Source organism: Longimicrobium sp., assembly GCF_036388275.1.
In the GTDB taxonomy this organism is placed as follows: domain Bacteria; phylum Gemmatimonadota; class Gemmatimonadetes; order Longimicrobiales; family Longimicrobiaceae; genus Longimicrobium.
This window is the reverse complement of sequence record NZ_DASVSF010000108.1, coordinates 72,693-95,102: the sequence shown is the minus strand read 5'-3', so window position 1 is coordinate 95,102 and position 22,410 is coordinate 72,693. Positions and strand designations below refer to the sequence as shown.

Below are 22,410 nucleotides of genomic sequence, written 5' to 3'. Positions count from 1 at the left end.
AGGACCGAAATGCCGAGCCAACTCCTCTCCCGCGCCGTCCTGGCCGCCTGCCTTGCCCTGCCCTCGGCCCTGGCCGGGTGCATGGGCGCGGGAATGCAGGACCCGGGCGCCGCCGCGAGCGCCATGGGGATGGGCAACGAGCACGTCTTCGAGACCGTGATGGCCGCCAACCGCAGCGAAATCGCCCTGAGCCAGCAGGCGGAGCAGCGCGCGGCCAGCGCAGAGGTGCGCGCGTTCGCCGCACGGATGGTCGCCGAGCACACGCGCGCCGAGACGGACATGGCCGCCATGGGGCAGCGGCTGGGGCTGTCGCCGCGTGAAAGCGAGACAAGCCGCAACCTGGACGAATTTACGCGCCAGACGACGGTGTCCATGGATACGCGCAGCGGGGCGGTGTTCGACCGCGAGTACATGCGCCTGCAGGTGCAGCAGCATGGGTGGCTGGTGGAAGCGCTGGACAAGAACCTGATCCCCGCCGCGCAGGACGAGCGGCTGCGCGCGGAGCTTCAGCGCATGCGCCCCATGGTCGCGGCCCACCTGCGCGAGGCCCAGCGCATCCACCGCACCCTCGGCGGGTGACCTGACGCCTTGGCTCCGCTGGGGCCCTCACCCGTCCTCGCTTATGCTCGTCCACCCTCTCCCACAAACAGCGTGGGAGAGGGGGTACACTTCAGATCGTGGTGGCGCATCCAACCCATTGCTGCGCCACCATTTCTGTCATCCTGAGGCCCAGGCGCGCCGGCCCTGCCCGCAGCACATCCTTCGCGGGCCGAAGGATCTAGCCCGGGACACGAACCAGGTCAGGGCGCGGCAGCGGTCACCAATGCAGAGGCCTCGGCTCCGCGGATTGACCGCCTTTCACGCCGTTCGTATACTTGTACGAACACAGAGGAGGTGAGATGAGCTACACCGGGAAGGCGACCACTGCGGGTAACTCAAAAGCGCTCTCGTTCGAGTCAGCGCTTTTCAAGGCGCATCCTGAGTTCGGAGCTGGCCGCTTCGAGGCGCACGTGATCGCGCCCGGCACCCTCCTGGTCACCAGCGCCGAAGATGCCAGCGTGGCTGCGGAAGACGACGATCCGGTCCTGCTCGCGTACCTAGCGTTTCTGGAGCGACAGATGGTTACCCATCCGGAGCTGATCCAGCCCCTCGATACGGAGCTGCTCGCCAGGATTGACGACTTGGTGGGAGACATGGACGTCGATCTGACGGAAGCCTTCGGTGACGATGTCCAGCTTCCCTGACGCGGCGGGCCGGAATCAGGGATGGCGTTTGATGGCTTGGCCGGAGTTCGCCAAGCAGCTGGACGATCTCACCCGGTCCGCCACGCACGCCGTGCGCACCGATCCGGCAGGGTACAGGCACCACCCGCATGTAAAGCTGCTCGCGGCCGTGCGAAAGCTGATTCGAGACGTAATCCCCTCTGACCCTGCCGGCCCAGAGTTCCAGCTCGGCAACACGTTGGGCCCGAAGCAACGGCACTGGCGGCGCGCCAAGTTCGGCCAGCGTTTCCGGTTGTTCTTCCGGTTTCACTCCGGCACCAGGACCATCGTTTACGCGTGGATGAACGACGAAAACACGCTTCGGAAGGCGGGTGCCAGGACCGATCCCTACCGCGTCTTCCAGAAGATGCTGGAAGCCGGGAGGCCTCCGTCGGACTGGAGCCAACTGGTAGACGAATCGGCTGGGCTCGAGAGTTCCCCGCGTGAGTTGTAGCGGCGTCTAGCTCTCCGCCCGGTCACCCGCGACCTCCACCTCCAGGCCGAAGGTGTCGGTAAACAGGCCGGCCTTGCGGCGCAGCGCCCACCGCTCCAGCAGCAGGTCCCCCTCCCCTTCCAGCTCCAGCGTCAGCTTGCTCTTTCCCGCCGTGGCCGTCACCCCCGTAACGGCCTGCACGTGCTCGCGGTCCAGCGCGTCGGCAATGCGCAGCAGCGAGGCCAGCTTCACCACCCGCTCGCGGTCGTCCGAGGGCAGCCGGTTGAAGTCTTCGTGGTGCGCGGCCGGCGTGCCCTTGCGGTGGTATCGCGCCACGTTGGCCACGATGTCCATCTCCCGCGCCGTGAGCTCCGGCACCTCCGACTGGCTGATGATGTACAGCGAGTGCTTGTGGTGCTTCTTGTGGCCGATGAAGATGCCGATGTCGTGAAGAATGGCCGCCACCCGCAGCAGCCGCCGCTCGGCCGCGTCCATCCGGTGCACCTTTTCCAGCTGGTCGAAGAGCGAGCCCGCCAGCCACGCCACGTGCCGGGCGTGCTTTTCGTCGAACAGGTAGCGCAGGCCCAGCGCCACCGCGCCCTCCACCGCCGCCCGCTCCTTGCGGTCTTCGTGCGCCTGGTGGGTGGTCAGGTCGTCCACCAGATCCACCAGCACGCCGTCCTTGAGACCCACCGCGGGAACGATGATCTCCGCCGCTCCCGCCAGCGACGCGACGCGCTCGTACACCATGGCCGCGGGAACGATGACGTCCGCCCGGTCCTCGCGCAGCCCCAGCTGGTCCACGCGCTGGCGGTACGAGAGGCGCGACAGCATGGCGACCGCGCCGCGCAGGTCGTTCATCTGGATGGCCGCCATGCGCCCGCGCCCCGGCTCGGCACCCAGCAGCTTGGCCAGCGCCTCGATGTTGCCGCCCGTGGCGATCAATCCGGCCGGCTTCCACTGCTTGGCGATCAGGGGAATGCGCAGCGACGCCATGTACTCTTCCAGCAGCCGCTGAAACCGCCCGGGGTCTTCGCTGGAGCCCGACAGTTCTTCCAGCAGCCGCACCGACCCCAGCGTGTGCGACTCGCTCCACAGGATTCCCGTGGCGTCCACCAGCGACACCTCCACGCTGCCGCCGCCCAGGTCCACCAGCATCCACTTCTTCTTTCCGAACGGCACCTGCGCGCGAATGGCCTCGTAGACCAGGCGCGCCTCCTCGGTGCCGGTGATCACCTCCAGGTCGATCCCCGCCTCGCGCCGCACGCGGGCCACGAACTCGCCGCCGTTGCGGCTTTCGCGGGTGGCGCTGGTGGCCACCGCGCGGTAGTGGACGATCCCCAGGTCTTCCATCCGCTTGCGAAAGCCGGTGATGGCCTCTACCCCGGCCTCCATGGCCGCGCGGTCCAGCCGGCCCGACAGGAACACCTCGTGGCCCAGCCGCACCGGCGCGCGCGTCTCGGCCAGCACGCGGTACGCGGTGGGCGAGGTGAACTCGGCGGCGAGAAAGCGGATGGCGTTGGAGCCCACGTCCACGGCGGCCACCCGCAGCGGAAACTGCGGCGGCGCGTCGGGGGCGGCGTCCGTGGGGCGGTTGAGCAGCGGCGTCATTCTGCGTATCCGGAGTAGGAGACGCCGCAGGGCGGGGCAAAGGCCGGACCGTGAGGGCAAGGGAAGTGCGTGAGTGCGTTGATGCGTGAGTGCGGGAGTGGACCGGCGATCGTGCGCCGTCCATCACCCGCGCCGTCCCGAGCTACCCGGCCCATCCATGCGAGCACCAGACCAGACCATCCACATCGGCCTGAACGCGCCGCCCGACGGCAGCGTCGAGTCCGAGGCCATCCGCGAGAGCCTTTCCTCGGCCGTCCGCGTGGGCCGGCACCTGTTCCTGGGCTGCGACGAAACCGCCACCCTGGAGCGCGTCACCGACCTGGGCGGCGGCCGCTTCGGCGAGCACCGCACCTACAAGCTGGCCGACCTGGTGGACCTGCCTGGCAAGGCCGACGACGAGGTGGACGTCGAGGGGCTGGCGTGGGAGCCGCCGTACCTGTGGCTGGTGGGGTCGCACAGCCGCAAGCAGGGCAAGGCCAAGCGCGGGATGGACTTCAAGGAAGCCTCAGAGGCGCTGGCCGACGTGGACGTCGACGACAACCGCTACCTGATCGCCCGCATACCGCTGGAGGACGACCCAGAAGCCGGCGGGCTGGTGCCGCGCAAGTCGTGCCCCGATCCGCGCGACCCGGAGCGCACGCTCACCGCCGCGCGCCTGCGTGGCCGCGGCCGCAACAGCGAGCTGATCCGCGAGTTGAGCGGCGACCCGCACCTGCGCCGGTTCATCAAGATCCCGGGCAAGGACAACGGGCTGGACGTGGAGGGGGTGCAGGTGGACGACGGGCGCGTGTTCCTGGGGCTGCGCGGCCCCGTGCTGCGCGGCTGGGCGGTGATCGTGCAGGTGGAGCCGGTGGATGCCAAGGGCGGCGGGCGGATGAGGCTGCGGGAGATCGAGGCCGGCGGGCGGCGCTACCGCAAGCACTTTCTGGACTTGGACGGGCTGGGGATCCGCGACCTGGCCCGCGACGGCGACGACCTGCTGATCCTGGCCGGACCCACGATGGACGTGAGCGCGCCCGCCGGCGTGTTCCGCTGGCGCGGCGGCATGCGGGTGCAGGAAGAGTCGCTGGTGCCGGCGGACGCGCTGGAGCGGGTGACCATGCTGCCGCACGACGTGCAGGGCGGGTCCGACCACCCCGAGGGGATGTGCCGCTTCGACGAGGGCGACGGCCCGCGCACCCTGCTGGTGGTGTACGACGCGGCCAGCGCCAGCCGCCGCGACGCGCACGGCGTTACCGCCGACGTGTACGCGCTTCCGCCTCGGCCCGGGGTGCTGGGCACCGTCGTGGAAACGCTGACCTCCTTCGTCACCCGTGACGGCGAAGGCTGACGATGGCGGACATCTACCACGTGATGATCAAGCCCGGCGACGCGATGGGGGAGGTGGACCGCGCGCTGGAGGCCCTGAAGGGGCGCGGGGTGTCGCGCGAGGAGGCCGGGTTCCACAAGTACATGTTCGTCACCCAGGCCAAGCAGACCGTGCTGATGCTCACCTCGCGCGAGTCGCCCCTGGCCGCCGACCTCCGCGGCCGCGGCTGGATGGAGCCTGGCGACAAGCCGCTCAGGACGTGAGAAAGATCGTCCTCACGCAACCGAGGCGGACCGAGGGTCTATGGGTCCATCATCCAGATAGATTCGCACCGTAGCTTCAGGGAATCGAGCGGTCAATTCCAAGGTTCCGCCCAACGCTTCCACCATGTTGCGAAGGGTGCCAATGAACATGTCGCTTCTACGTTCCATGCGAGACAGGGTGGCTTGGTTGATCTCCAAGCGCCTGGCAAGTTCCGATTGCGTCAGGTGTAGCGATTCCCTGAGTTTCCGCAACGGCAAATCGATCGGTTTACGGGTGCTCGTCTGGCTCAGAATGAGTTCCCGAATTCGCCCGAATGCACTGGTCGCACTCTGGTAAATCTCGTCCGCGCCGGGCCCATAATCATCATCGGACGGGGTCGAGACACCAAAGCCCTGCCTCGGCCGCCACTCGACCGCGACATGATAGTCGTTCAGGTATATGTCCAACCACCAGAATCCACCCGGGTCATCTGGCGCGTCGAGTACGAAGGTCGCCGTAGGAAAACGCTCCGCCACCAAGTCTCGAAGCCGCTCGATACTGTTCATTTTCAGTCCCATCCAACGAGAGAGAAGTTTCGAGTGCGAACGTAAACCCCGGACCCGTAGTCGTTCACCTCAAGCATGTGCGCAGTCCTTGTAGTCAGCTGTCGTTCAGTTCCCAGATGCCGCGCCCGTCCGCGCCTCCCTTCTGCAGCTCAACTGTCCCATCGAGCCGTGCAATCAACATCGAGCCATTCGCCCCGATGTACGTGTTGTGCTTGCGGCTCCTGAATCGGCTCACACGGGGATGGCCGGGAACGTTTCTTCGGCTGTCCTCCTGTGCGGGATAGATTCGCCCATCCGTTTCCCAACTCGAGAAATCGAACGGGCTCTCCGTCAGTTCGTCGTCGACCGCGTTGATGATGCTCGCGAGTTGTATGCGAGCTTCCTCGGCGGTTCGTGCCGGAGGAGCTACTGCGACGCGACGGTAGATTTCTGCCAGCCGCACCGTTTTGGGTACATCCACTCGATCCCCACCGCTCTGAAGCTCCGGACAGCAATGTGCTGGAGGACAAGACAACGTTGTTCTTCAAGACATAACAACGGGCGGCCGGGAGGTCAACCCTGCGCCCCGCAAACCGGTGCACAGGAAAGGAAAGTGCGCGCCCCACCCGACGGGACGCGCACTTTCCTTTCGGACTTACGTCGCTTCGCACTCACGCACTCCTCAAGGCCCGACCTGTACCTCCATGCGGTTCCTGTCACCCTCATCCTCCGTCTTGAACGATGCCTTCATGTGCACCCATGCCCGGGCGCGGCATCCTCCCACGACCACGGGGCTGAACTCGGCAACTCTCCAGAGCTGGTTCAGCTGCTGGTCCACCGCGCGGCTCCCGCTCGCGGGATGCACGTTGGTGACCCGGCCGTCCTCGTCCAGTTCCAGCAACGTGCTGCCGGTGCCCTCGATGTCCTGGCCCCGGCGAAGAAGGGCCTGCAGCATCCGCTGAAGCCGGGGCATGAATTGCTCGGGATTGGTGAGCCCCGGATGTTCCACCGGCTCCAGCACCCGGATGTCGGTGCCCGCGGGAAACGGGCTGCTGGAGGCGAGCGCCTGGCGGATCTCGTCCTCTGTTCTGCCGGGCGGCACCGACACCGCCACGCGGGCGATCCCCTGCTCCGCGCAGCTGGGAGCGGCGGATGGATTCAAAAATACCTGGGCGGATGCTCCGGGCGCCGCGCCCACCACCAGGGCAGCGCAGAGCAGCAACGAGGTCGGCTTCACGATCGGATTGCCTTCAAAGGAGAGTATGGAATCGCACCGAATGTTTATCGTCTACGCGTTCCCGCGCAAGCTCCCGGCTCTGCGGTTGCGCACGGTGGGCGAACCATTTATCTTAGCACTATGCTAATCGATCGCGTCTCGCACACGGCCCGTTGTTGTCGCATGTGCTCCCACCGGGAGTGCAGGCGGCCCGCACGCGTGTGAAGACCTCGACGGCATAAGCGCTGGACGGTCTTCTCCGGAAGACCCTCCGGACAGGCACCGCGACAAAGGACGCCGCGACTCCCCCCACAGGAGGCGCGGTTTTGTTTTTATCCACCGGAAGAACCCGGAGACAGGCACCATGCCCATCCGTCCCGAGCGGCCGATCGCCATCTTCTACGAGCACCCGGACTGGTTCCGGCCGCTGTTCGCGGAGCTGGACCGCCGCGGCACGCCGTACGTAAAACTGCACGCCGACGAGCACGTGTTCGATCCCGCCGAGGATCCGCCGTACTCGCTGGTCTTCAACCGCATGAGCCCGTCGGCGTACCTGCGCGGCCGCGGCGACGCCATCTTCTACACGCTGTCGTGGCTGTCTGCCCTGGAGCGCCGGGGCGTGCGCGTGGTCAACGGCTACCAGGCCTTCGAGAACGAGATCAGCAAGGCCGGGCAGCTGGCCCTGCTCGACGTGCTGGGGCTGCCCTATCCGAAGGCGCGCGTCATCCACCGCGCCGAGCAGGCGCCCGCCGCCGCCGAGGGGCTGCGCTGGCCCATCGCCGTGAAGCCCAACATCGGCGGCAGCGGCGCGGGCGTGCGCCGCTTCGACTCGCCCGAGGAGCTGCGGGCCGCCGTCGGCACGCTGGACCTGGGAATCGACAGCACCGCGCTGGTGCAGGAGTTCATCCCGCAGGAGGAAAGCCGCATCACCCGCGTGGAGGTGCTGGGCGGCAAGTACCTGTACGGCATCCGCATCTACACCCCCGGCAACTCGTTCGACTTGTGCCCCGCCGACGTCTGCCAGCGGGTGGACGGCGCCGCGCTCGACGCGCAGGTGTGCGCCGTGGACGCGCCCAGCCGCGGGCTGCGCGTGGAAGGCTACGAGCCGCCCCGCCCGGTGATCGAGGCGGTGGAGCGCATCATGGCCGAGGCGCGCATCGAGGTGGGCGGCATCGAGTACATGGTGGATGCGCGCGACGGACAGCTGTACTACTACGACATCAACGCGCTCTCCAACTTCGTGGCCGACGCGCCCAACGTGATCGGCTTTGACCCGTTCGCGCGCCTGGCCGACTGGCTGGAGCGCGAGGCCGAGGCGGCAGAGGCGGCGCGTGCGCAAAAGGAGGCGGCGTGATGCGTTTCGGATACTGGCTTCCCGTCTTCGGCGGCTGGCTTCGCAACGTCGAGGACGAGCGGATGGAGGCAAGCTGGAGCTACACCAGGCGGCTGGCGCAGCGCAGCGAGCAGATCGGCTTCGACCTGACGCTGGTGGCCGAGCTGAACCTGAACGACATCAAGGGGATGGACGCCCCGTCGCTGGACGCGTGGAGCACGGCGGCGGCGCTGGCGGCGGTGACGGAGCGGCTGGAGATCATGGTGGCTGTCCGCCCCACCTTTCACCTGCCCAGCCTCCTCGCGAAGCAGGCCGCCAACATCGACCGGATCAGCGGCGGGCGCCTGTCGCTGAACGTGGTGAGCTCGTGGTGGGCCACGGAGGCGAAGAAGTACGGCGTGCAGTTCGACGAGCACGACGACCGCTACGCCCGCACCAGCGAGTGGCTGGACGTGGTGGACGGCATGTGGAAGCAGCCGCGCTTCAGCTACCAGGGCAAGTACTACTCGGTGGACGACGCCATCCTGGAGCCCAAGCCGGTGCAGCGCCCCCGGCCTACGCTGTACGCCGGCGGCGAGAGCCCCGCGGCGAAGGCGCTGATCTCGGCCAAGTGCGACGCGTGGCTCACCCACGGCGATGAGCCCGCGACGATCGCCCGGAAGGTGGCCGACCTGCGCTCGCGCCGCGCGGCGCTGGGGCTGCCGCCCATGTCGTTCGGCGCGGCGGGGTACGTGGTGGTCCGGTCCACGGAAGAAGAGGCGAAGCGCGAGGTGCAGCGCATCACCGACGTGCAGCAGAGCGCCCGCGGCTACGCCAACTACCAGGACTGGATCGGCAACACGCAGCTGGAGCAGCGCGTGAGCCTGGAAGACTACTCGGTGTCCAACCGCGGCCTGAAGTCGGGGCTGGTGGGCACGCCCGAGCAGGTGGCCGAGCGCGTGCTGGAGTTCGAGCGCGCGGGGCTGGACTTGCTGCTGCTGCAGTTCTCGCCGCAGCACGAGGAGATGGAGCGCTTCGCCGAAGAGGTGATCCCCCTGGTGCGCGGCGCCGGCGGCGGGCAGAGCCTGCAGGCCGTCGCCTGAACGGAGCGCCGGCCCATCGCACTCCTTCCAGCGGCACGGGACCCCCACGGGGTTCCGTGCCGTTCCGCTTTCTACTCGCCTACCAGGCCCCGTCGCCGTAGCCGCCGCCCGCCCCGCGGTTGCCCCAGCGGTCGTCGCGCCCCGAGGAGTGCCCGCCGCGGGGGGGCTCGCCGTAACCACCCACGCGCGGCCGGTTGTCGATGCGGTTGCCGATGTTGTCGTCGTCCTCCTCCGCACCCCCACCCAGGCCGTCGCCTGCCGGCGCGTTCAGGCGCACCACGTTCTGCGCCTTGAGGCCCTTGGGCTCTTCCAGGATGTCGAACTCCACGGGCTCGCCCTGCTCCAGCGTCTTGAAGCCGCGCCCGGTGATGCCGCTGTGGTGAACGAACACGTCCGTTCCGTCGTCACGGGTCACGAAGCCGAAACCCTTTTCCTGGGAGAACCACTTCACTGTGCCTGATGCGTGTTCCATGGGACCGGTGGCTGGGGTGGGGATGCCGCGAGCGGGGCGTGTCCGTTCGCATGGATCGTTCCCCCCGCTGCCCAGCCGGGCACCCCCTTTCCGACACGGTCGCGCAGGCACTCACCCGTGGGGCATTTACAAGTTTGTAACAGGTTGCGAATCGCTCCTGACGCGCCACAGCCGTGCTGCCGCGTTCGGTCCCTGGCGCCAGCCGGAAGGGGCGCGCATGCCCCGAAGTGAGTATCTCGTGCCCCGCTGGCCGGGGCGGCGTGCATGCGGTACACTGCCCCGCCCACGCTGGTGGAGCGTGGCTCAGCCTCTTTTTCGAACGAACGAGCACGGATGGAGTTTCCGATCCTCTTCTGGCTGGCGGCGGCCACCGTCGCCATGTACGTGGGCATCTTCTTCGAGCTGGCGTGGAACGGGCGCAAGCTCACGCAGCTTCACCTGGTCGACCCGCTTCCGGGGGACGCCATGCCGTCGGTGTCCATCGTCATCGCCGCGCGCAACGAGGAGCGGGCCATCGAGCACGCCCTGCGCTCGGTGCTGGCGCAGGAGGGCGACCGGGTGGAGGTGATCGTCATCGACGACCGCTCGGACGATTCCACCGGCGCCATCCTGGACCGCATGGCCGCGACCGAGCCACGTCTGCGCGTGGTGCACGTGACCGAGCTGCCGCCGGGGTGGCTGGGAAAGAACCACGCGCTGTGGATGGGCGCGGCGGCGGCCACGGGCGAGCTCCTGCTGTTCACCGACGCCGACGTGGTGATGGCGCCCGACACGCTGCGGCGCGCTACCGCGTACATGGTGCGCGAAAAGCTCGACCACCTGACCGTGGCCCCCCACGTGGGCATGCCCGGAGCCCTGCTGCGCGCGTTCGGCGTGGTGTTCACCCTCTTCTTTACGCTCTTTACGCGGCCGTGGAAGGTGCGCGATCCGCGCTCCAGCCATCACATCGGCATCGGCGCGTTCAACATGGTGCGGGCAGACTCGTACCGGCGGATGGGGACGCACCAGGCCATCGCCATGCGCCCGGACGACGACATCAAGCTGGGAAAGCTGGTTAAGAAGAGTGGGCTGGTGCAGGACTTCGCCATCGGGGCGGAGCTGATTTCGGTGGAGTGGTACAGCAGCGTGCGCGAGGCGGTGTACGGGTTGCGGAAGAACGGCTTCGCGGGGGTGGATTACCGGCTGTGGATGGTGGTGGGCGCGTCGCTGGTGCACCTGGTGTTCTTCATTTGGCCGTTCGTGGCGGTGCTGGTGACGGACGGATGGACGCAGGGGCTGTACGCGCTGGCGATCGGCATCCTGATGGTGATCTACGCCGGGGCGGCGGTGGCGCAGAAGGCGTCGCCCTGGTACGGCATCCTGTTTCCGCTGGCTTCGGTGATGTTCGTGGTGGTGCTGTGGAACGCCACGCTGTACGCGCTGTGGAACGATGGGATCGAGTGGCGGGGCACCCACTATCCGCTGGACGAGCTGCGGGCGAACAAGGTTTAGCGGGTGCCCCACCCCCGGCCCCTCCCCGCACAAACTGCGTGCGGGGAGGGGAGAACTTCGAACGATGAGGCGAGGACGGGTGTTCGGGCCGGCGCCCCCCATCCCCAGCCCTTCCCCCGCAAACCGCGCGGGGGAAGGGAGCCAGTGTGGCGCACCACACATAACTCCTTGCGGCCCCACAGCTTGTCATCCCGAGGCCCAGGCGCGCCGCATTTGCCCGCAGCACACCTCGCGCGGGCCGAAGGATCTAGCCGCGGACACGTACAAGCCAGGGCGCGGCAGCGGTCACGGAAGCCGGGGCCTCGGCTGCCGTGGGGCCCTCACCCGGCCGCGCTGACACGCGTGCCTCCCTCTCCCACAAACAGCGCGGGGGAAGGGAGCCAGTGTGGCGCATCACTCATATGTCGTGCAGCCCCACAGCCTGTCATCCTGAGGCCCAGGCGCACCGCGTCCGCCCGCAGCACACCCCACGCGGGCCGAAGGATCTAGCCACGGATACGTACAAATTCGGGCGCGGCAGCGGTCACGGAAGCCGAGGCCTCGGCTGCGTGGGGGCCTCACCCGACCGCGCGGACACGCTCCCCATTCCCTATTCCCGGCTCCCTCCGCAGATTCCACGCATGACCCGCGGACGCTTTGCCCCCAGCCCTACCGGCGCGCTGCACGTCGGCAATGCGCGTACGGCGCTGATCGCGTGGCTTCACGCGCGCGCCACCGGCGGCGCCTACGTGATGCGGGTGGAGGACCTGGACTTCGGGCGGGTGCGGGCGGGGTTCATGGAGCGGCAGCTGGACGAGCTACGGTGGCTGGGGCTGGGTTGGGACGAAGGCCCCGACGTCGGCGGGCCTCACGCGCCGTACATCCAGTCGCAGCGGCAGGAGCGCTACGAAGCCGCGCTCCGCCGCCTGGCCGAGTTGGGGCTGCTGTTCGAGTGCTCCTGCTCGCGGCGCGACATCGCCGCGGCGGCCAGCGCGCCGCACGTGGGCGAAGAGGGCCCGCGCTACTCCGGAGCCTGCCGGCCTCGCCTGGTGGACCCCTCCGTCCCCTCGCTGACCACGCACGGCCGCTCGCTCTTCGCCCTGCGGATGCGCGCCGACCCGGGAGTGGTGGAGTTCGACGACCTGCTGATGGGGCGCTGCGCCTTCGATCCCGCCGCGGAGGGCGATTTCGTCGTGCGGCGAAAGGATGGCGTGGCCGGCTACCAGGTGGCCGTCGTGGTGGACGATGGGGCGATGGCCATCACCCACGTCGTGCGCGGCGCGGACCTGCTGTCGTCCGCGGCACGGCAGATCCTGCTCTACCGCGCGCTCGATCTCCCAGTCCCGGACTTCCTGCACGTTCCGCTGATGCTGGGTGAAGACGGCGAGCGCCTGGCCAAGCGGCACGGCGCCGTGTCGCTTGGCGAGCTGCGCGACGCGGGGGTGCCTCCCGGCGCGGTCGTCGGCTGGCTCGCTTCCACCTGCGGGCTGGCGGGGCCGGGCGAGCGCATCTCCGCCCGCGAACTCGTTCCGCGCTTCGAGGTCGCCCGGCTCCCACGCGAGCCGACGATTGTCACGGCCGCGGAACTGGAGCGGCTGCGGGCGGGGTGAGGAGCTGAGCGTCGGCAGGACTTCGATCGGGGTTCGACTGGTGGTTTCGCATGCCGCGGGTGGCCCCTCCCCCGGCCCCTCCCCGCACGCTCCGCATGCGGAGAGGGGAGAATTCGTTTGCGCTTCCATGGAATAGGTGCACTCGGCGGGAACGCGGGCGAGGAGCAGTGCGCTTCGAGAAACCCGGCGCACGCCCCTGGCAGCCCCCTCCCCCCGGCCCCCTTCCCCCGCTGCGCAGGGGAGGGGGAGACCTGAACTGCGCCTCGACGGGCCTGGTGCACTCCGCTACGCGTGCAGTCCGCGAAGGCGGACTTTGGGCCGTGGTTGCCGCGACTTCAGTCGCCCCAGCACGGCCGGGCGTGTGCCTCCATGCTCGCCGTTGCACCCCATCCCGAAGTGTACCCCCTCGTCCACGTTGTTTGTGGGAGAGGGTGGCACGCGTGGCAGCGCGGCCGGGTGAGGGTCCCACGGCAGCCGAGGCCTCAGCATCAGTGACCGCTGCCGCGCCCTGGCTTGTACGTGTCCGCGGCTAGATCCTTCGGCCCGCGACGGGTGTGCTGCGGGGCAGTTTCGTGCGCCTGGGCCTCAGGATGACAAGTTGTAGTGCGCGAAAGACTTGGAAAACGCACCACACTGGCTCCCTTCCCCCGCGCAGTTTGCGGGGGAAGGGCTGGGGATGGGGGGCGCCCGCTGACGCACCGCGCCTGCCCGACGCACCCGATCCTGAAGTTTCTACCCTCTTCCGGCCGCAGATCGCCGGGGGAGGGGCCTGCAGGAAAAGGCGCGTCCGCGTCCCAATCGGCGCGCTACTATTCCGCAACACGTGGGATCGCACTATTTTGGGCGTAATCACCCGAAACTTCCCCCTCCGAAGAAGCCTTCCATCCCTTTCTTCGGGACCCCCGAGGAGGAAAACCTGATGAGATTCGGTGTGCTCGCCCTCGCCGGCCTGCTCGCGCTCCCCGCGGCAGCCGGCGCCCAGACCGGCGGCTTCGAAGCCCAGCCGCCCACCAACCTGGTGCCCGTCACCCGGTTCGCCGTCACCCCGTGGGTCGGCTTCCGCATTCCGTACGGCACGGGCGGCAGCCACGTTTTCGCCACCGCCGCCGAGGAGCAGTTCCAGGTCGCCGAGGCGCGCGGCGGCGGCTGGGCGCTGGGCCTCACCGGCGAAGCCCAGGTCCGGGGTCCGCTGAGCGTCGTGGCCTCCCTGGGCTACAGCGCCGCCAGCGAGGACGAGGTCCGATTCACCGGGCCCGACAGCCTTGAGTTCGGCTACCAGATCGACGGGCCGGAGATCATGTTCCTCAAGGCCGGGGTGCAGTACCGCCTTCCCGACCCCGTGCCTGACGAGCGCCGCTTTCACCCCGCAGCGTTCGTAACCGTGGCGCCCGCCGTGGTGTGGATGGACTACCCGGACTTTACGGGCGATTTCGACGACGATGTATCCGGGACCAGCACGCAGTTCGCGCTGAACCTGGGGCTCGATGCCGTTACGATGCTCAACTCGCGGGGCCTGGCGCTGTCGTTCGGGGTCGAAGACTATCTCACCTTCTTCGACGCGGACCACGCGCGCCGCCGGGACCAGCTGTTCATCGGCTCGTACCTGGAGGACGACGTCGCGATCGACTACGACTACACGTACGGCAACGTGCTGCTGTTCCGCGCCGGCGTCTCATGGCGCTTCTGATCACCGCAGGTCCACGATCGGGTTAAGGTGCAGAGATTCCCGTGGCGTTGAGCGGGTCAATCCATCACTGTTAAAGCAGAAGCCCCGACTCGTGTTCCGAGTCGGGGCTTCTGCTCAACCGCACGTGTAGACGAGAGCCGAGCCAGCCGAGCAACCGATCCCGCCACCTGCAGCGAGACGACTCCTCTCCCCCGTACAGTTTACGGGGGAGAGGCTGGGAGAGGGGGGCGCCCTGACCCCGAGTGCCCATCCGTCCGTAGCGCCTCTTCCCTAGTCCCTGTCCGGCGACGCCACCGCGCCCGCCAGGATTCCCCCATCCAGGTGCAGCTCCGAGCCGGTCATGTACCCGGAGTCGTCCGACGCCAGGTACACCACTGCCGCCGCCACCTCCTCCACCGTGCCGAAGCGCCGGAGCGGCGTGTCGCGCACCAGGGCGGCCATGCGCGCCTCGCGGTCGGGGCCGTCGCCCAGCATGGGCTCCCACATGGGCGTCAGGATGGCGGCCGGGTGGATGGAGTTGCAGCGGATCGCCAGCCCCTGCTGCGCACAGTAGAGCGCCACCGTCTTGGTGTGGTTTCGCACGGCCGCCTTGCTGGCCGCGTACGCCGCCGCCGCCGGGATCCCCACGAGTCCCGACCGCGACGACACGTTGATGATGGACCCACGCCCCGCCGGGCGCATGGCCCGGATACCGTGCTTGCAGCCCAGGAACACGCCATCGGTGTTGGTGCGGTGCACCGCCCGCCAATCCTCGAGCGATGCGTGCTCGGGATCGTGGGGAGCCGGCCCATCCTCGAATCCCGTCACGCCCGCGTTGTTCACCAGCACGTCCAGCCGCCCCCACCGCGCCAGCACGTCCTCCATCGCCGCGGCCCAGTCCGCCTCCTCGCGCACGTCCAGCCGACGGTACGCCGCGCCCTCAATCGCGTCCGCCACAGCCGCCCCCTCCGCGTCGCGAACGTCCGTCACCAGCACGCGCGCACCCTCAGCCGCCAGCGCCCTCGCCGCCGCCGCCCCGATCCCCCGCGCCGCGCCGGTCACCAGCGCCACCCGTCCATCCAGTTTCATGTAGCCTCCATTCTTAGTTTCGCTGGCGAAGATACTCGGCGGCGGCGCACATCCGCATCGGTCATCTGCCCTATTCGCGTGCGGCTCGGGGGAATGACGAGGGCCGGCATCCGTGCGGGTGCCGGCCCTGTGGCGATCGGGACGCGTCCGCCTAGCTACTGGCGCCGACGGGGAACGCGCGGGCGTGCCAGGCCATCTGCATCTCCGTTTCCCATCGGCCGTTGCGAACGTCGCCGATGGTAGGGACAGTGTTGTCGAACACGACCGTCTCCGGGCCGACGCCTCCAGCCAGCGCGCGCTGGCGGAACGCCGGGCGCGGCTCGGACGTCACCCGGCCCTCCTCATCGCGAAAGAACACCAGCGACGCATCGCGCAGATCCACCCCAAGCTCGCGCTCCAGGTCGCCGAGCGTGCGGAACAGGGTGTCGGTGGAGCATCCGGAAACGCCCGTCGCGCGCTCGTCGGCGCCCACGAGCAGAAAGCGCCCGTGCCGCAGCTCGCGCCCGCCGACCACGGGCGACCCGTGCGCCGCCCACTGGCGAAGGAAGCCGTCCGTGTGCGCGAGCAGGCGCTGCTGTTCGTCATCGGCAAGCGGGCGGGCGGCGGCGAACACCCACAGGCGTGCGTCGTCGGGGAGCTGGTCGAAGGGTACCGCGGGCATCGTTCTCCTGCCGTCAAAAGGTTGGCGCTGAATCTACCACGCCGCGTATCCCGTTCTCAACCGTAGGGCGAAGCCTAGCAGCGTCGAGGGGGTACCACTTCGGATGCGGGTGCGTCGAAGCCCAGCCAAGTGCTCGGGCGGGGTGCCCCCCATCCCCAGGCCTTCCCCCGCAAACTGCCGCGGTGGAAGGGAGCAAGTCTGGCGCGCTTCCAAGTTTTTCGCGCACCACAGCCTGTCATCCTGAGGCCCAAGCGCGCTGCACTCGCCCGCAGCACACCGCTCGCGGGCCGAAGGATCCAGCCGAGGACACGGACCAGCCCGGGCGCGGCAGCGGTCACGGTAACCGAGGCCTCGGCTGCCGTGGGGCCCTCACCAGGCACCCGGGCGGACCTCCGCCGTCCTGGGGCGACTGAAGTCGCGGCAACCACGGCCCAAAGTCCGCCTTCGCGGACTGCACGCGCAGTTGAGCGCATCAGGCCAGCCGAAGCGCGATTCAGGTCACCCCCTCCCCTGCGAAGCGGGGGCAGGGGGCCGGGGGGAGGGGGCTCCCCGCGGAATGCGAGGCACCCCGTCGAACCTCGACCGAAGTTCCCCCCTCTCCCGGCGCAGTTTGCCGGGGGAGGGGCCCACCCGGGACATGCACGACGCCCGATCGAACCCCACGCGAAGTTCACCCCCTCTCCCGCGCAGTTTGCGGGGGAGGGGGCGGGGGGAGGGGGAACCAGCTATCGCGAGCGCGGGAAACGAGTTAGGATACGGGATGCACAACATTCACGGAAAACGCCCCGCGCGGGCGTCCTCGCTCTCCGTCCGCATCGGCGCCGGGCTGGCCGCCGCCGGGTGGGGGCTGCTGATCTGGATGTTCTGGCAGACGCTGCTGGTGGGCTTCACCTTTCAGATCGACCCGCGCCTGGCCATGGCGTGGACGGCCCTGGTGACGCTGATCTTCCTTCGCGTCTACGCGTGGGGCCCACGCGCGCGACGGATGCGCGCGCGGCTGCGGGTCCGCAGTCCGGGGCGCACCTGGAAGTGGCTGCTGGCCACGGTGCCGGCGATGATGGTGCTTCCGCACGCGCTGTGGGTGGCGCTGCTTTCGTTCGGGCTGGCGCGCGAGGCGCCCCTCCCGGACATGATCACCAAGTTCGCGGAACGGCCGTACGGCGAGCTGGCCTTCTGGATCCTGGCGCTCGCCGCCCTGCCCCTGGTGGAGGAGTTCGCGTTCCGCGGATGGATCCAGCGGCCGCTGGAACGCGTGATGGGTGCCGACGCGGCCATCCCCGCGTCGGCCCTGCTGTTCTCGCTGATGCACATGCAAGCCGACGCGTTCCCCGTGCGGCTGGCGGGCGGCCTGGTGCTGGGGTACGCCGTGTTCGCCAGCCGGTCGCTCTGGGCCGGGCTGGTGCTTCACGCGGCGTGGAACGCGGGCGTGCTCGCCATTACCCTGCTGGAGTGGCCGCCCGACCCCACCGGCAAGGGATGGGCGTGGGGCGGCCCGGCGGCAGCCATCACCCTGGTGGCGATGGTGTGGTGCGCCTGGTGTGTCAAGAAGATGCAGGACGACGCGGGGCGGCCGCCGCTTGGCCAACCGGCCGCGAGCGGCAGCCCCGTGGCGTCGTCGTGAGCCTCAGGCCAGGTGCTCGGGCCCGTACTCCTGCCGCAGCTCGTTGACCCACCCCGGCTGCGACAGCCCGCGGTCGACGAAGCCCCGGCCCACGCAGTCCAGCACGCACGCGGCAGTCTGCCCGCGCGACGCCTGCGGCAGGTCGTGAACGAGCACCGAGAGCGCCGCCGAGGCCACGTGCCGCTCTACCACGTGGTCCAGCTTGGCCGCGTACTGCACGTACCAGTTGCGCAGCCGTCGCACCGTGGGCGAGTACGGGGCGGTGCCCTGCAGGAACTTCTTGAGCCCGGTGGGGCTCATCCCGATCTCCCTCGCCACGCTGCGCAACGAGGTGTTCTCCACGCGCCCCGCGGCCGTCTCCCGCAGGTGCTTGATCGTGGCGCTTCGGGGATCACTGTTCGTCTGGTCCTTCATGTTCGACATTCCCTATCCTGGGTGGAACCACGAGTGCTGTCGGCGCCGTTCCTACCACCTATTCTAATACCGAACATTTCCCGAAGCAAGGGCCAGCAGGTGCCGTAAAGGTGCACACGGTGCACACTTAGCGCACATTCACAGGCCGGGGCACCAACCCCGGCCTCCCCTAAATACCCCCCGTACAATCGGTTCGGGCGGTGGCGGGTGCAGTGTGGACGGGCGTGAACTCCGATTTGTGGTCAGCTGTCTACTTTTGACCACGCGTGGCCGTTTACGTGCGTCATCATGGGCGCGGAAATCCGGATTCCCGTGCTCGGCATCCGCCGCCGGGACCGCGTGGACCGGGGATTCTACGCTGGAAACGTTCGTCCCGCATCCCTTTTTATCGCGCCGCGCCGGATGCGTCCATTTGTAACGATCCTGGCGGCGAGATGCGCCGCCGCACTCCCCGGCACGGAACCGGCGCCCATGCCGCGGGGTGAACCAGTAGCCGGCCGCGGCGTCGCGGCCCTCGTGACACTGACCGAACCCATGCGCGCCGAAGAAACGCCCGCGGCCCCCGCCGCCACCCCCGAACCAACGCCTCCAGGCGGGCGGCCCGCCCTGCGCGCCGTCGGCCCCGGCGAGCACGACGAGGCCGCGCCCGGGGCACCCTCGCGCGCCGTGAAGCCGCAGCCCGTTCCCCCGGGTGCGGAGCTGGAGCACCCCTCGCTCTACTTCAACCGCGAGCTGGGGCTGCTGGACTTCAACTGGCGGGTGCTGCACCAGGCGCGCGACGAACGCACGCCCCTGCTGGAGCGCGTGCGGTTCCTGGCCATCACCAGCGGCAACCTCGACGAGTTCTTCCAGAAGCGGGTGGGCGGGCTCAAGCGGCAGCTGATCGCCGGCGTGCAGACGCTCTCGCTGGACGGCCGCACCCCCGGCGAGCAGCTGGCCCTGGTGGCCGAGGCGGCGGCCGAGATGTACGCGGCCCTCGCCACGGCCTGGGACCACGAGCTGCGCCCGCGGCTGCGCGCCGAGGCCGACGTGGCCGTCTCCGACTGGGCCGAGCTGGACGCCGAGCAGCGCGCCGGGCTGACGCGGTACTTCCGCGACAACATCTACCCGGTGCTCACCCCGCTGGCGGTGGATCCGGGGCACCCCTTTCCTTTCATCTCCAATCTCAGCCTTTCCCTGGCGGTGCTGATGCGCCACGCGGCGCGCAACACCATGCACTTCGCCCGTCTGAAGGTGCCTACGACGCAGGGTCGCTGGGTGCCCGTGCCCAACTCCCCGCACAAGCACCACTTCGTCCCGGTCGAGCAGGTGGTGCAGGCCAACGTGGGCGCGCTGTTTCCAGGGATGGAGGTGGTAGCGGCCAGCGCCTTTCGCGTCACGCGCAACGCCGACGTCGACCGCGACGACGACGAGGCCGAAGACCTGCTGGCGCTGATTTCCGAGGAGCTGCGCGAGCGGCGGTTTGCGCCCGTGGTGCGGCTGGAGGTGGAGCGGGGAATGCCCGACGAGGTGCGCGAGCTGCTGATCCGCGAGCTGGAGCTGGAGCCGTCGGACGTGTACGAGGCCGCCGACATGCTCGACCACGCCGAGTGCATGCCGCTGGCGGAGCTGGACCTGCCGCAGTTCCGTTACGAGCCGTGGGAGCCGGTGGTCCCCGAGCCGCTGCAGCACGAGGGCGAGACGGAGGACGAGGCCAACGTCTTTTCCATCCTGCGCCGCGGCGACGTGCTGGTGCACCACCCGTACGAGTCGTTCAACGCCAGCGTGCAGCGGCTGGTGGAAGAGGCGGCCGACGACCCGCACGTGCTGGCCATCAAGATGACGCTGTACCGCACCGGGGTGAAGTCACCCGTGGTGCAGGCGCTGCTGCGCGCGGCCGAGCGGGGAAAGCAGGTGGCGGTGCTGGTGGAGGTGACGGCGCGCTTCGACGAGGCCAACAACATCGTCGGCGCGCAGATGATGGAAGACGTGGGCGTGCACGTTACCTACGGGCTGGTCGGGCTGAAGACGCACTCCAAGGTGACGCTGGTGGTGCGGCTGGAAGAGGGGCGGCCGCGCACGTACTGCCACGTGGGAACGGGCAACTACCACGCGAAGACCACCCGCGCCTACACCGACTTCGGGCTGCTGACGGCGAACTCGGAAATCGGCCGCGACCTGGTGAACTTCTTTCACTTCCTCACCGGCTACGCCCCCGACCAGCAGTACGACCGCCTGGTGGTGGCCCCGCGCGACATGCGGCGGGTGTTCGAGGAGCGCATCGACCGCGAGATCCGGGTGCAGGAGTCGGGCGGCACCGGGCGCATCATCGCCAAGCTCAACGCGCTGGACGACTTCGGGATGATCCGGGCGCTGTATCGTGCCTCGCAGGCGGGGGTGAGCATTGACCTGATCGTCCGCGGCCACTCGCGGCTGCGTCCTGGGCTGCCGGGCTACAGCGACAACATCCGGGTGGTGAGCATCCTGGGCCGCTTCCTGGAGCACGACCGCATCTACTATTTCGAGAACGGCGGCGACCCCGAGCTGTTCCTGGGGAGCGCCGACTGGCGGGGGCGCAACCTGAACGAGCGGGTGGAGACGATGGTCCCCGTGCTGGACCCGGCGCTCCGCGAGCGGATGGTCGAGGTGCTGCAACTGGCGCTGCGCGACAATCGGCTGGCGTGGGACCTGGATTCCGAAGGCCAGTACGTGCAGCGCCGCCCCGCGCCGGGCGAGGACGAGATCAACTACCAGGAGCTGCTAATGCGCGACGCGGTGGCCCGCAGCCGCGCCGCGGGCGGGCGGCCGTGGGAGCTTTCGGTGTGAGGGGAAGTGCGTGAGTGCGTGAGTGCGTGAGTGCGTGAGTGCGTGAGTGCGTGAGTGCGTGAGTGAGGCGGACCCGCGATGTCATCCCGATGGAGCGGCCAAGGGGCACCTGCCCAAACGACGAACTTCGCAGCGACTGAGGGATCTGCCACACACATCGCCTCATGCGCCGTCGCGTCCGCTGTGCCCGGGCCCTGAAGGGGACCAGGAACTGCCGCAACAACAGCGGAAAGCGTCGCAGACGGCCGGGAGGCTTTACTTGGACCCACGCCGCGTCTGCCGACGCGCGACGGCGCGCCCGCGAAGAGAACGGGTACCGCTCTCCGCGGCTGTGAGCGGCTCCACGCTGTGTGGCGGATCTCTCAGTCGCTGCGATCCCTGGTGTACAGGCAGGTTTTCCGGGGCGCTCCCCATCGGGATGACATCGGGTGGCTTCGGCAGGTGCGGTGGGCGTGTGGGGGAAGCCCCCGGGCGCCCATGCATCGGCGGAGCTCCGTTGTTTCGCACGCGTGAAGCTCCACCGCCGGGGGCACCTCTATCGTTTGCTGTTTATCCATGCCGTTAGCAGGCTTGCGCCCAGAACGAACGCGCTCTCCAATCGGCTGGAAACCCCATGCTCGCCGTTGGCACGGTCGGGTAGCGATCGACCAATTCCACGAGCCGCCTGCGCCAGCCGGCCCCGTGACCCGTGGCATCGAGAAGCGTTGCGAGCACCACGGCTCGCGCGTAGAACCGGTCCGTCGAGGGAAACTCGTTTCTCATCCGCTTGGCCGCCTTGGGCTGGTCGACCAGCATCTGAAAGTTCCACAGGCGGTTGTGGTGCGCGCACATGTTGCGCAGCATGTTCAGCGATCGGAACCATGAAACGAGGATCGACTCGTCGAAGCCGAACCGAATCGCGATCTGCTTTCGATGACCGAGCGCCAGTCGCGAAAAGAGGTGTGAAAGCTGCCCGTACGTGAGTGCCTCCATGATCGTCCATACAGGAGCGAGCGGAGGATCGTCGTACCGCTCCCGGTAGTGCTGAACGCCTAGATACCGAGCCTTTGCCGCAGCCTGGAAGAACTCCACGAAGTACTCGAGCTTTTCGAAGTTCTGAGGCTCCAGAAAAAAGTGCGGACCGTGCTGGACGGCGACCTGGTTTACGATGGCTGCCCGAAGCGCTACCTCGATCCGCTCAATCCCGTCCAGGCACAACAGCCGCAGCTCCCGGTCGAACTCGTACAACGAGAGCACATCGTCGAACCGGGCTCCCGCGACGAACGTCTTTGGTGGCCCGGGCGTCTGCAGCGGGCGCATGTATATAAGGAGCCGGTAGTACCCCACGTACTCCAGCGCGTGCAGTGCCTGGACGGGATCCGGGACGTGCAGCCCGCGGTTCTGAAGATGGGCTAGCAGGTCCGACGGTGAGAGGGCGGGCTTCAGGTAGGATCGCGCCATGACGAACCGCCGCGCTCTTGGGAAAAATAAAAAGCCCCCTGGTGCGCATTCGTGTTACCGAAGAGGCGTGGGGGCTATGATTGCCCTAAGTTTAGGCTGTTCAGAATGACACGTCAAGGCTCTTCGTT

20 protein-coding genes and 1 pseudogene are annotated in these 22,410 nt (G+C 68.6%); 12 read left to right on the top strand and 9 right to left on the bottom strand.

The window, feature by feature from the left end:
* Window positions 1-9 precede the first annotated feature (9 nt).
* The 3 genes from VF632_RS24460 to VF632_RS24450 all read left to right on the top strand — a co-directional run bounded on the left by VF632_RS24460 (window position 10) and on the right by VF632_RS24450 (window position 1,716).
* Complete coding sequence (locus VF632_RS24460) at window positions 10-579, top strand: DUF4142 domain-containing protein (RefSeq protein ID WP_331025563.1); 570 nt, start codon at window positions 10-12, stop codon at window positions 577-579.
* A 320-nt stretch (window positions 580-899) separates the two neighbouring features.
* Window positions 900-1,244, top strand: coding sequence for a type II toxin-antitoxin system PrlF family antitoxin (locus tag VF632_RS24455; protein WP_331025562.1), 345 nt, complete (start codon window positions 900-902; stop codon window positions 1,242-1,244).
* Complete coding sequence (locus tag VF632_RS24450; RefSeq protein ID WP_331025571.1) at window positions 1,228-1,716, top strand: type II toxin-antitoxin system YhaV family toxin; 489 nt, start codon at window positions 1,228-1,230, stop codon at window positions 1,714-1,716. The genes VF632_RS24455 and VF632_RS24450 overlap by 17 nt, the downstream gene beginning before the upstream one ends.
* A 6-nt stretch (window positions 1,717-1,722) precedes the next feature.
* Here the strand turns inward: VF632_RS24450 and VF632_RS24445 are convergent, their stop codons facing one another.
* On the bottom strand, window positions 1,723-3,306 hold the full coding sequence (locus VF632_RS24445) for a Ppx/GppA phosphatase family protein (protein WP_331025561.1): 1,584 nt from the start codon (window positions 3,304-3,306) through the stop codon (window positions 1,723-1,725).
* 157 nt (window positions 3,307-3,463) lie between these two features.
* On the opposite strand from VF632_RS24445, the gene VF632_RS24440 reads away from it, so the two are divergent.
* Window positions 3,464-4,636 (top strand): DUF3616 domain-containing protein, encoded by a 1,173-nt coding sequence (locus VF632_RS24440; protein WP_331025560.1) that lies wholly within the window; start codon window positions 3,464-3,466, stop codon window positions 4,634-4,636.
* Between the two features lie 2 nt (window positions 4,637-4,638).
* On the top strand, window positions 4,639-4,878 hold the full coding sequence (locus tag VF632_RS24435) for a hypothetical protein (RefSeq protein WP_331025559.1): 240 nt from the start codon (window positions 4,639-4,641) through the stop codon (window positions 4,876-4,878).
* A gap of 12 nt (window positions 4,879-4,890) precedes the next feature.
* Here VF632_RS24435 and VF632_RS24430 read toward each other — a convergent pair whose 3' ends face one another.
* The 3 genes from VF632_RS24430 to VF632_RS24420 form a co-directional block, all read right to left on the bottom strand.
* A complete protein-coding gene (locus tag VF632_RS24430; RefSeq protein WP_331025558.1) occupies window positions 4,891-5,424 on the bottom strand; it encodes an XRE family transcriptional regulator in 534 nt (177 codons plus the stop codon).
* Window positions 5,425-5,518: 94 nt separating this feature from the next.
* Window positions 5,519-5,884 carry a hypothetical protein gene (locus VF632_RS24425; protein ID WP_331025557.1) on the bottom strand — a complete coding sequence of 122 codons (366 nt, stop codon included), beginning with the start codon at window positions 5,882-5,884 and terminating at the stop codon, window positions 5,519-5,521.
* A 201-nt stretch (window positions 5,885-6,085) separates the two neighbouring features.
* Window positions 6,086-6,640 (bottom strand): hypothetical protein, encoded by a 555-nt coding sequence (locus tag VF632_RS24420; protein ID WP_331025556.1) that lies wholly within the window; start codon window positions 6,638-6,640, stop codon window positions 6,086-6,088.
* A 343-nt stretch (window positions 6,641-6,983) separates the two neighbouring features.
* On the opposite strand from VF632_RS24420, the gene VF632_RS24415 reads away from it, so the two are divergent.
* Both VF632_RS24415 and VF632_RS24410 read left to right on the top strand, forming a co-directional pair.
* Entirely contained in the window at window positions 6,984-7,973 is a 990-nt protein-coding gene (locus VF632_RS24415; RefSeq protein ID WP_331025555.1) for a hypothetical protein, read from the top strand.
* A complete protein-coding gene (locus VF632_RS24410) occupies window positions 7,973-9,034 on the top strand; it encodes an LLM class flavin-dependent oxidoreductase (RefSeq protein ID WP_331025554.1) in 1,062 nt (353 codons plus the stop codon). The genes VF632_RS24415 and VF632_RS24410 overlap by 1 nt, the downstream gene beginning before the upstream one ends.
* 271 nt (window positions 9,035-9,305) lie before the next feature.
* On the opposite strand, the pseudogene VF632_RS24405 reads toward VF632_RS24410, so the two are convergent.
* Window positions 9,306-9,506, bottom strand: a pseudogene (locus tag VF632_RS24405) (cold-shock protein); the annotation flags it as partial.
* 333 nt (window positions 9,507-9,839) lie between these two features.
* Here VF632_RS24405 and VF632_RS24400 point away from each other — a divergent pair.
* From VF632_RS24400 to VF632_RS24390, 3 genes are all read left to right on the top strand, one after another.
* Window positions 9,840-10,997 carry a glycosyltransferase family 2 protein gene (locus VF632_RS24400; protein WP_331025553.1) on the top strand — a complete coding sequence of 386 codons (1,158 nt, stop codon included), beginning with the start codon at window positions 9,840-9,842 and terminating at the stop codon, window positions 10,995-10,997.
* A 620-nt stretch (window positions 10,998-11,617) separates the two neighbouring features.
* The gene (gluQRS, locus tag VF632_RS24395; RefSeq protein WP_331025552.1) at window positions 11,618-12,586 is read left to right on the top strand and encodes a tRNA glutamyl-Q(34) synthetase GluQRS; all 969 of its coding nucleotides are present in this window, start codon (window positions 11,618-11,620) and stop codon (window positions 12,584-12,586) included.
* A gap of 919 nt (window positions 12,587-13,505) precedes the next feature.
* Entirely contained in the window at window positions 13,506-14,273 is a 768-nt protein-coding gene (locus VF632_RS24390) for a hypothetical protein (RefSeq protein ID WP_331025551.1), read from the top strand.
* Between the two features lie 270 nt (window positions 14,274-14,543).
* On the opposite strand, the gene VF632_RS24385 is transcribed toward VF632_RS24390, so the two are convergent.
* Both VF632_RS24385 and VF632_RS24380 read right to left on the bottom strand, forming a co-directional pair.
* Window positions 14,544-15,341 (bottom strand): glucose 1-dehydrogenase, encoded by a 798-nt coding sequence (locus VF632_RS24385; protein ID WP_331025550.1) that lies wholly within the window; start codon window positions 15,339-15,341, stop codon window positions 14,544-14,546.
* A 151-nt stretch (window positions 15,342-15,492) separates the two neighbouring features.
* Window positions 15,493-16,002, bottom strand: coding sequence for a hypothetical protein (locus VF632_RS24380; protein ID WP_331025549.1), 510 nt, complete (start codon window positions 16,000-16,002; stop codon window positions 15,493-15,495).
* A gap of 760 nt (window positions 16,003-16,762) precedes the next feature.
* On the opposite strand from VF632_RS24380, the gene VF632_RS24375 reads away from it, so the two are divergent.
* Entirely contained in the window at window positions 16,763-17,623 is an 861-nt protein-coding gene (locus VF632_RS24375; RefSeq protein ID WP_331025548.1) for a type II CAAX endopeptidase family protein, read from the top strand.
* A gap of 3 nt (window positions 17,624-17,626) precedes the next feature.
* Here VF632_RS24375 and VF632_RS24370 read toward each other — a convergent pair whose 3' ends face one another.
* The gene (locus VF632_RS24370; protein ID WP_331025547.1) at window positions 17,627-18,046 is read right to left on the bottom strand and encodes a hypothetical protein; all 420 of its coding nucleotides are present in this window, start codon (window positions 18,044-18,046) and stop codon (window positions 17,627-17,629) included.
* A gap of 525 nt (window positions 18,047-18,571) precedes the next feature.
* Here VF632_RS24370 and ppk1 point away from each other — a divergent pair.
* Window positions 18,572-20,842: a polyphosphate kinase 1 gene (ppk1, locus tag VF632_RS24365; protein WP_331025546.1), complete on the top strand. Its 2,271-nt coding sequence runs from the start codon at window positions 18,572-18,574 to the stop codon at window positions 20,840-20,842.
* 561 nt (window positions 20,843-21,403) lie between these two features.
* On the opposite strand, the gene VF632_RS24360 is transcribed toward ppk1, so the two are convergent.
* Window positions 21,404-22,282: an Abi family protein gene (locus tag VF632_RS24360; protein WP_331025545.1), complete on the bottom strand. Its 879-nt coding sequence runs from the start codon at window positions 22,280-22,282 to the stop codon at window positions 21,404-21,406.
* Window positions 22,283-22,410 lie beyond the last annotated feature (128 nt).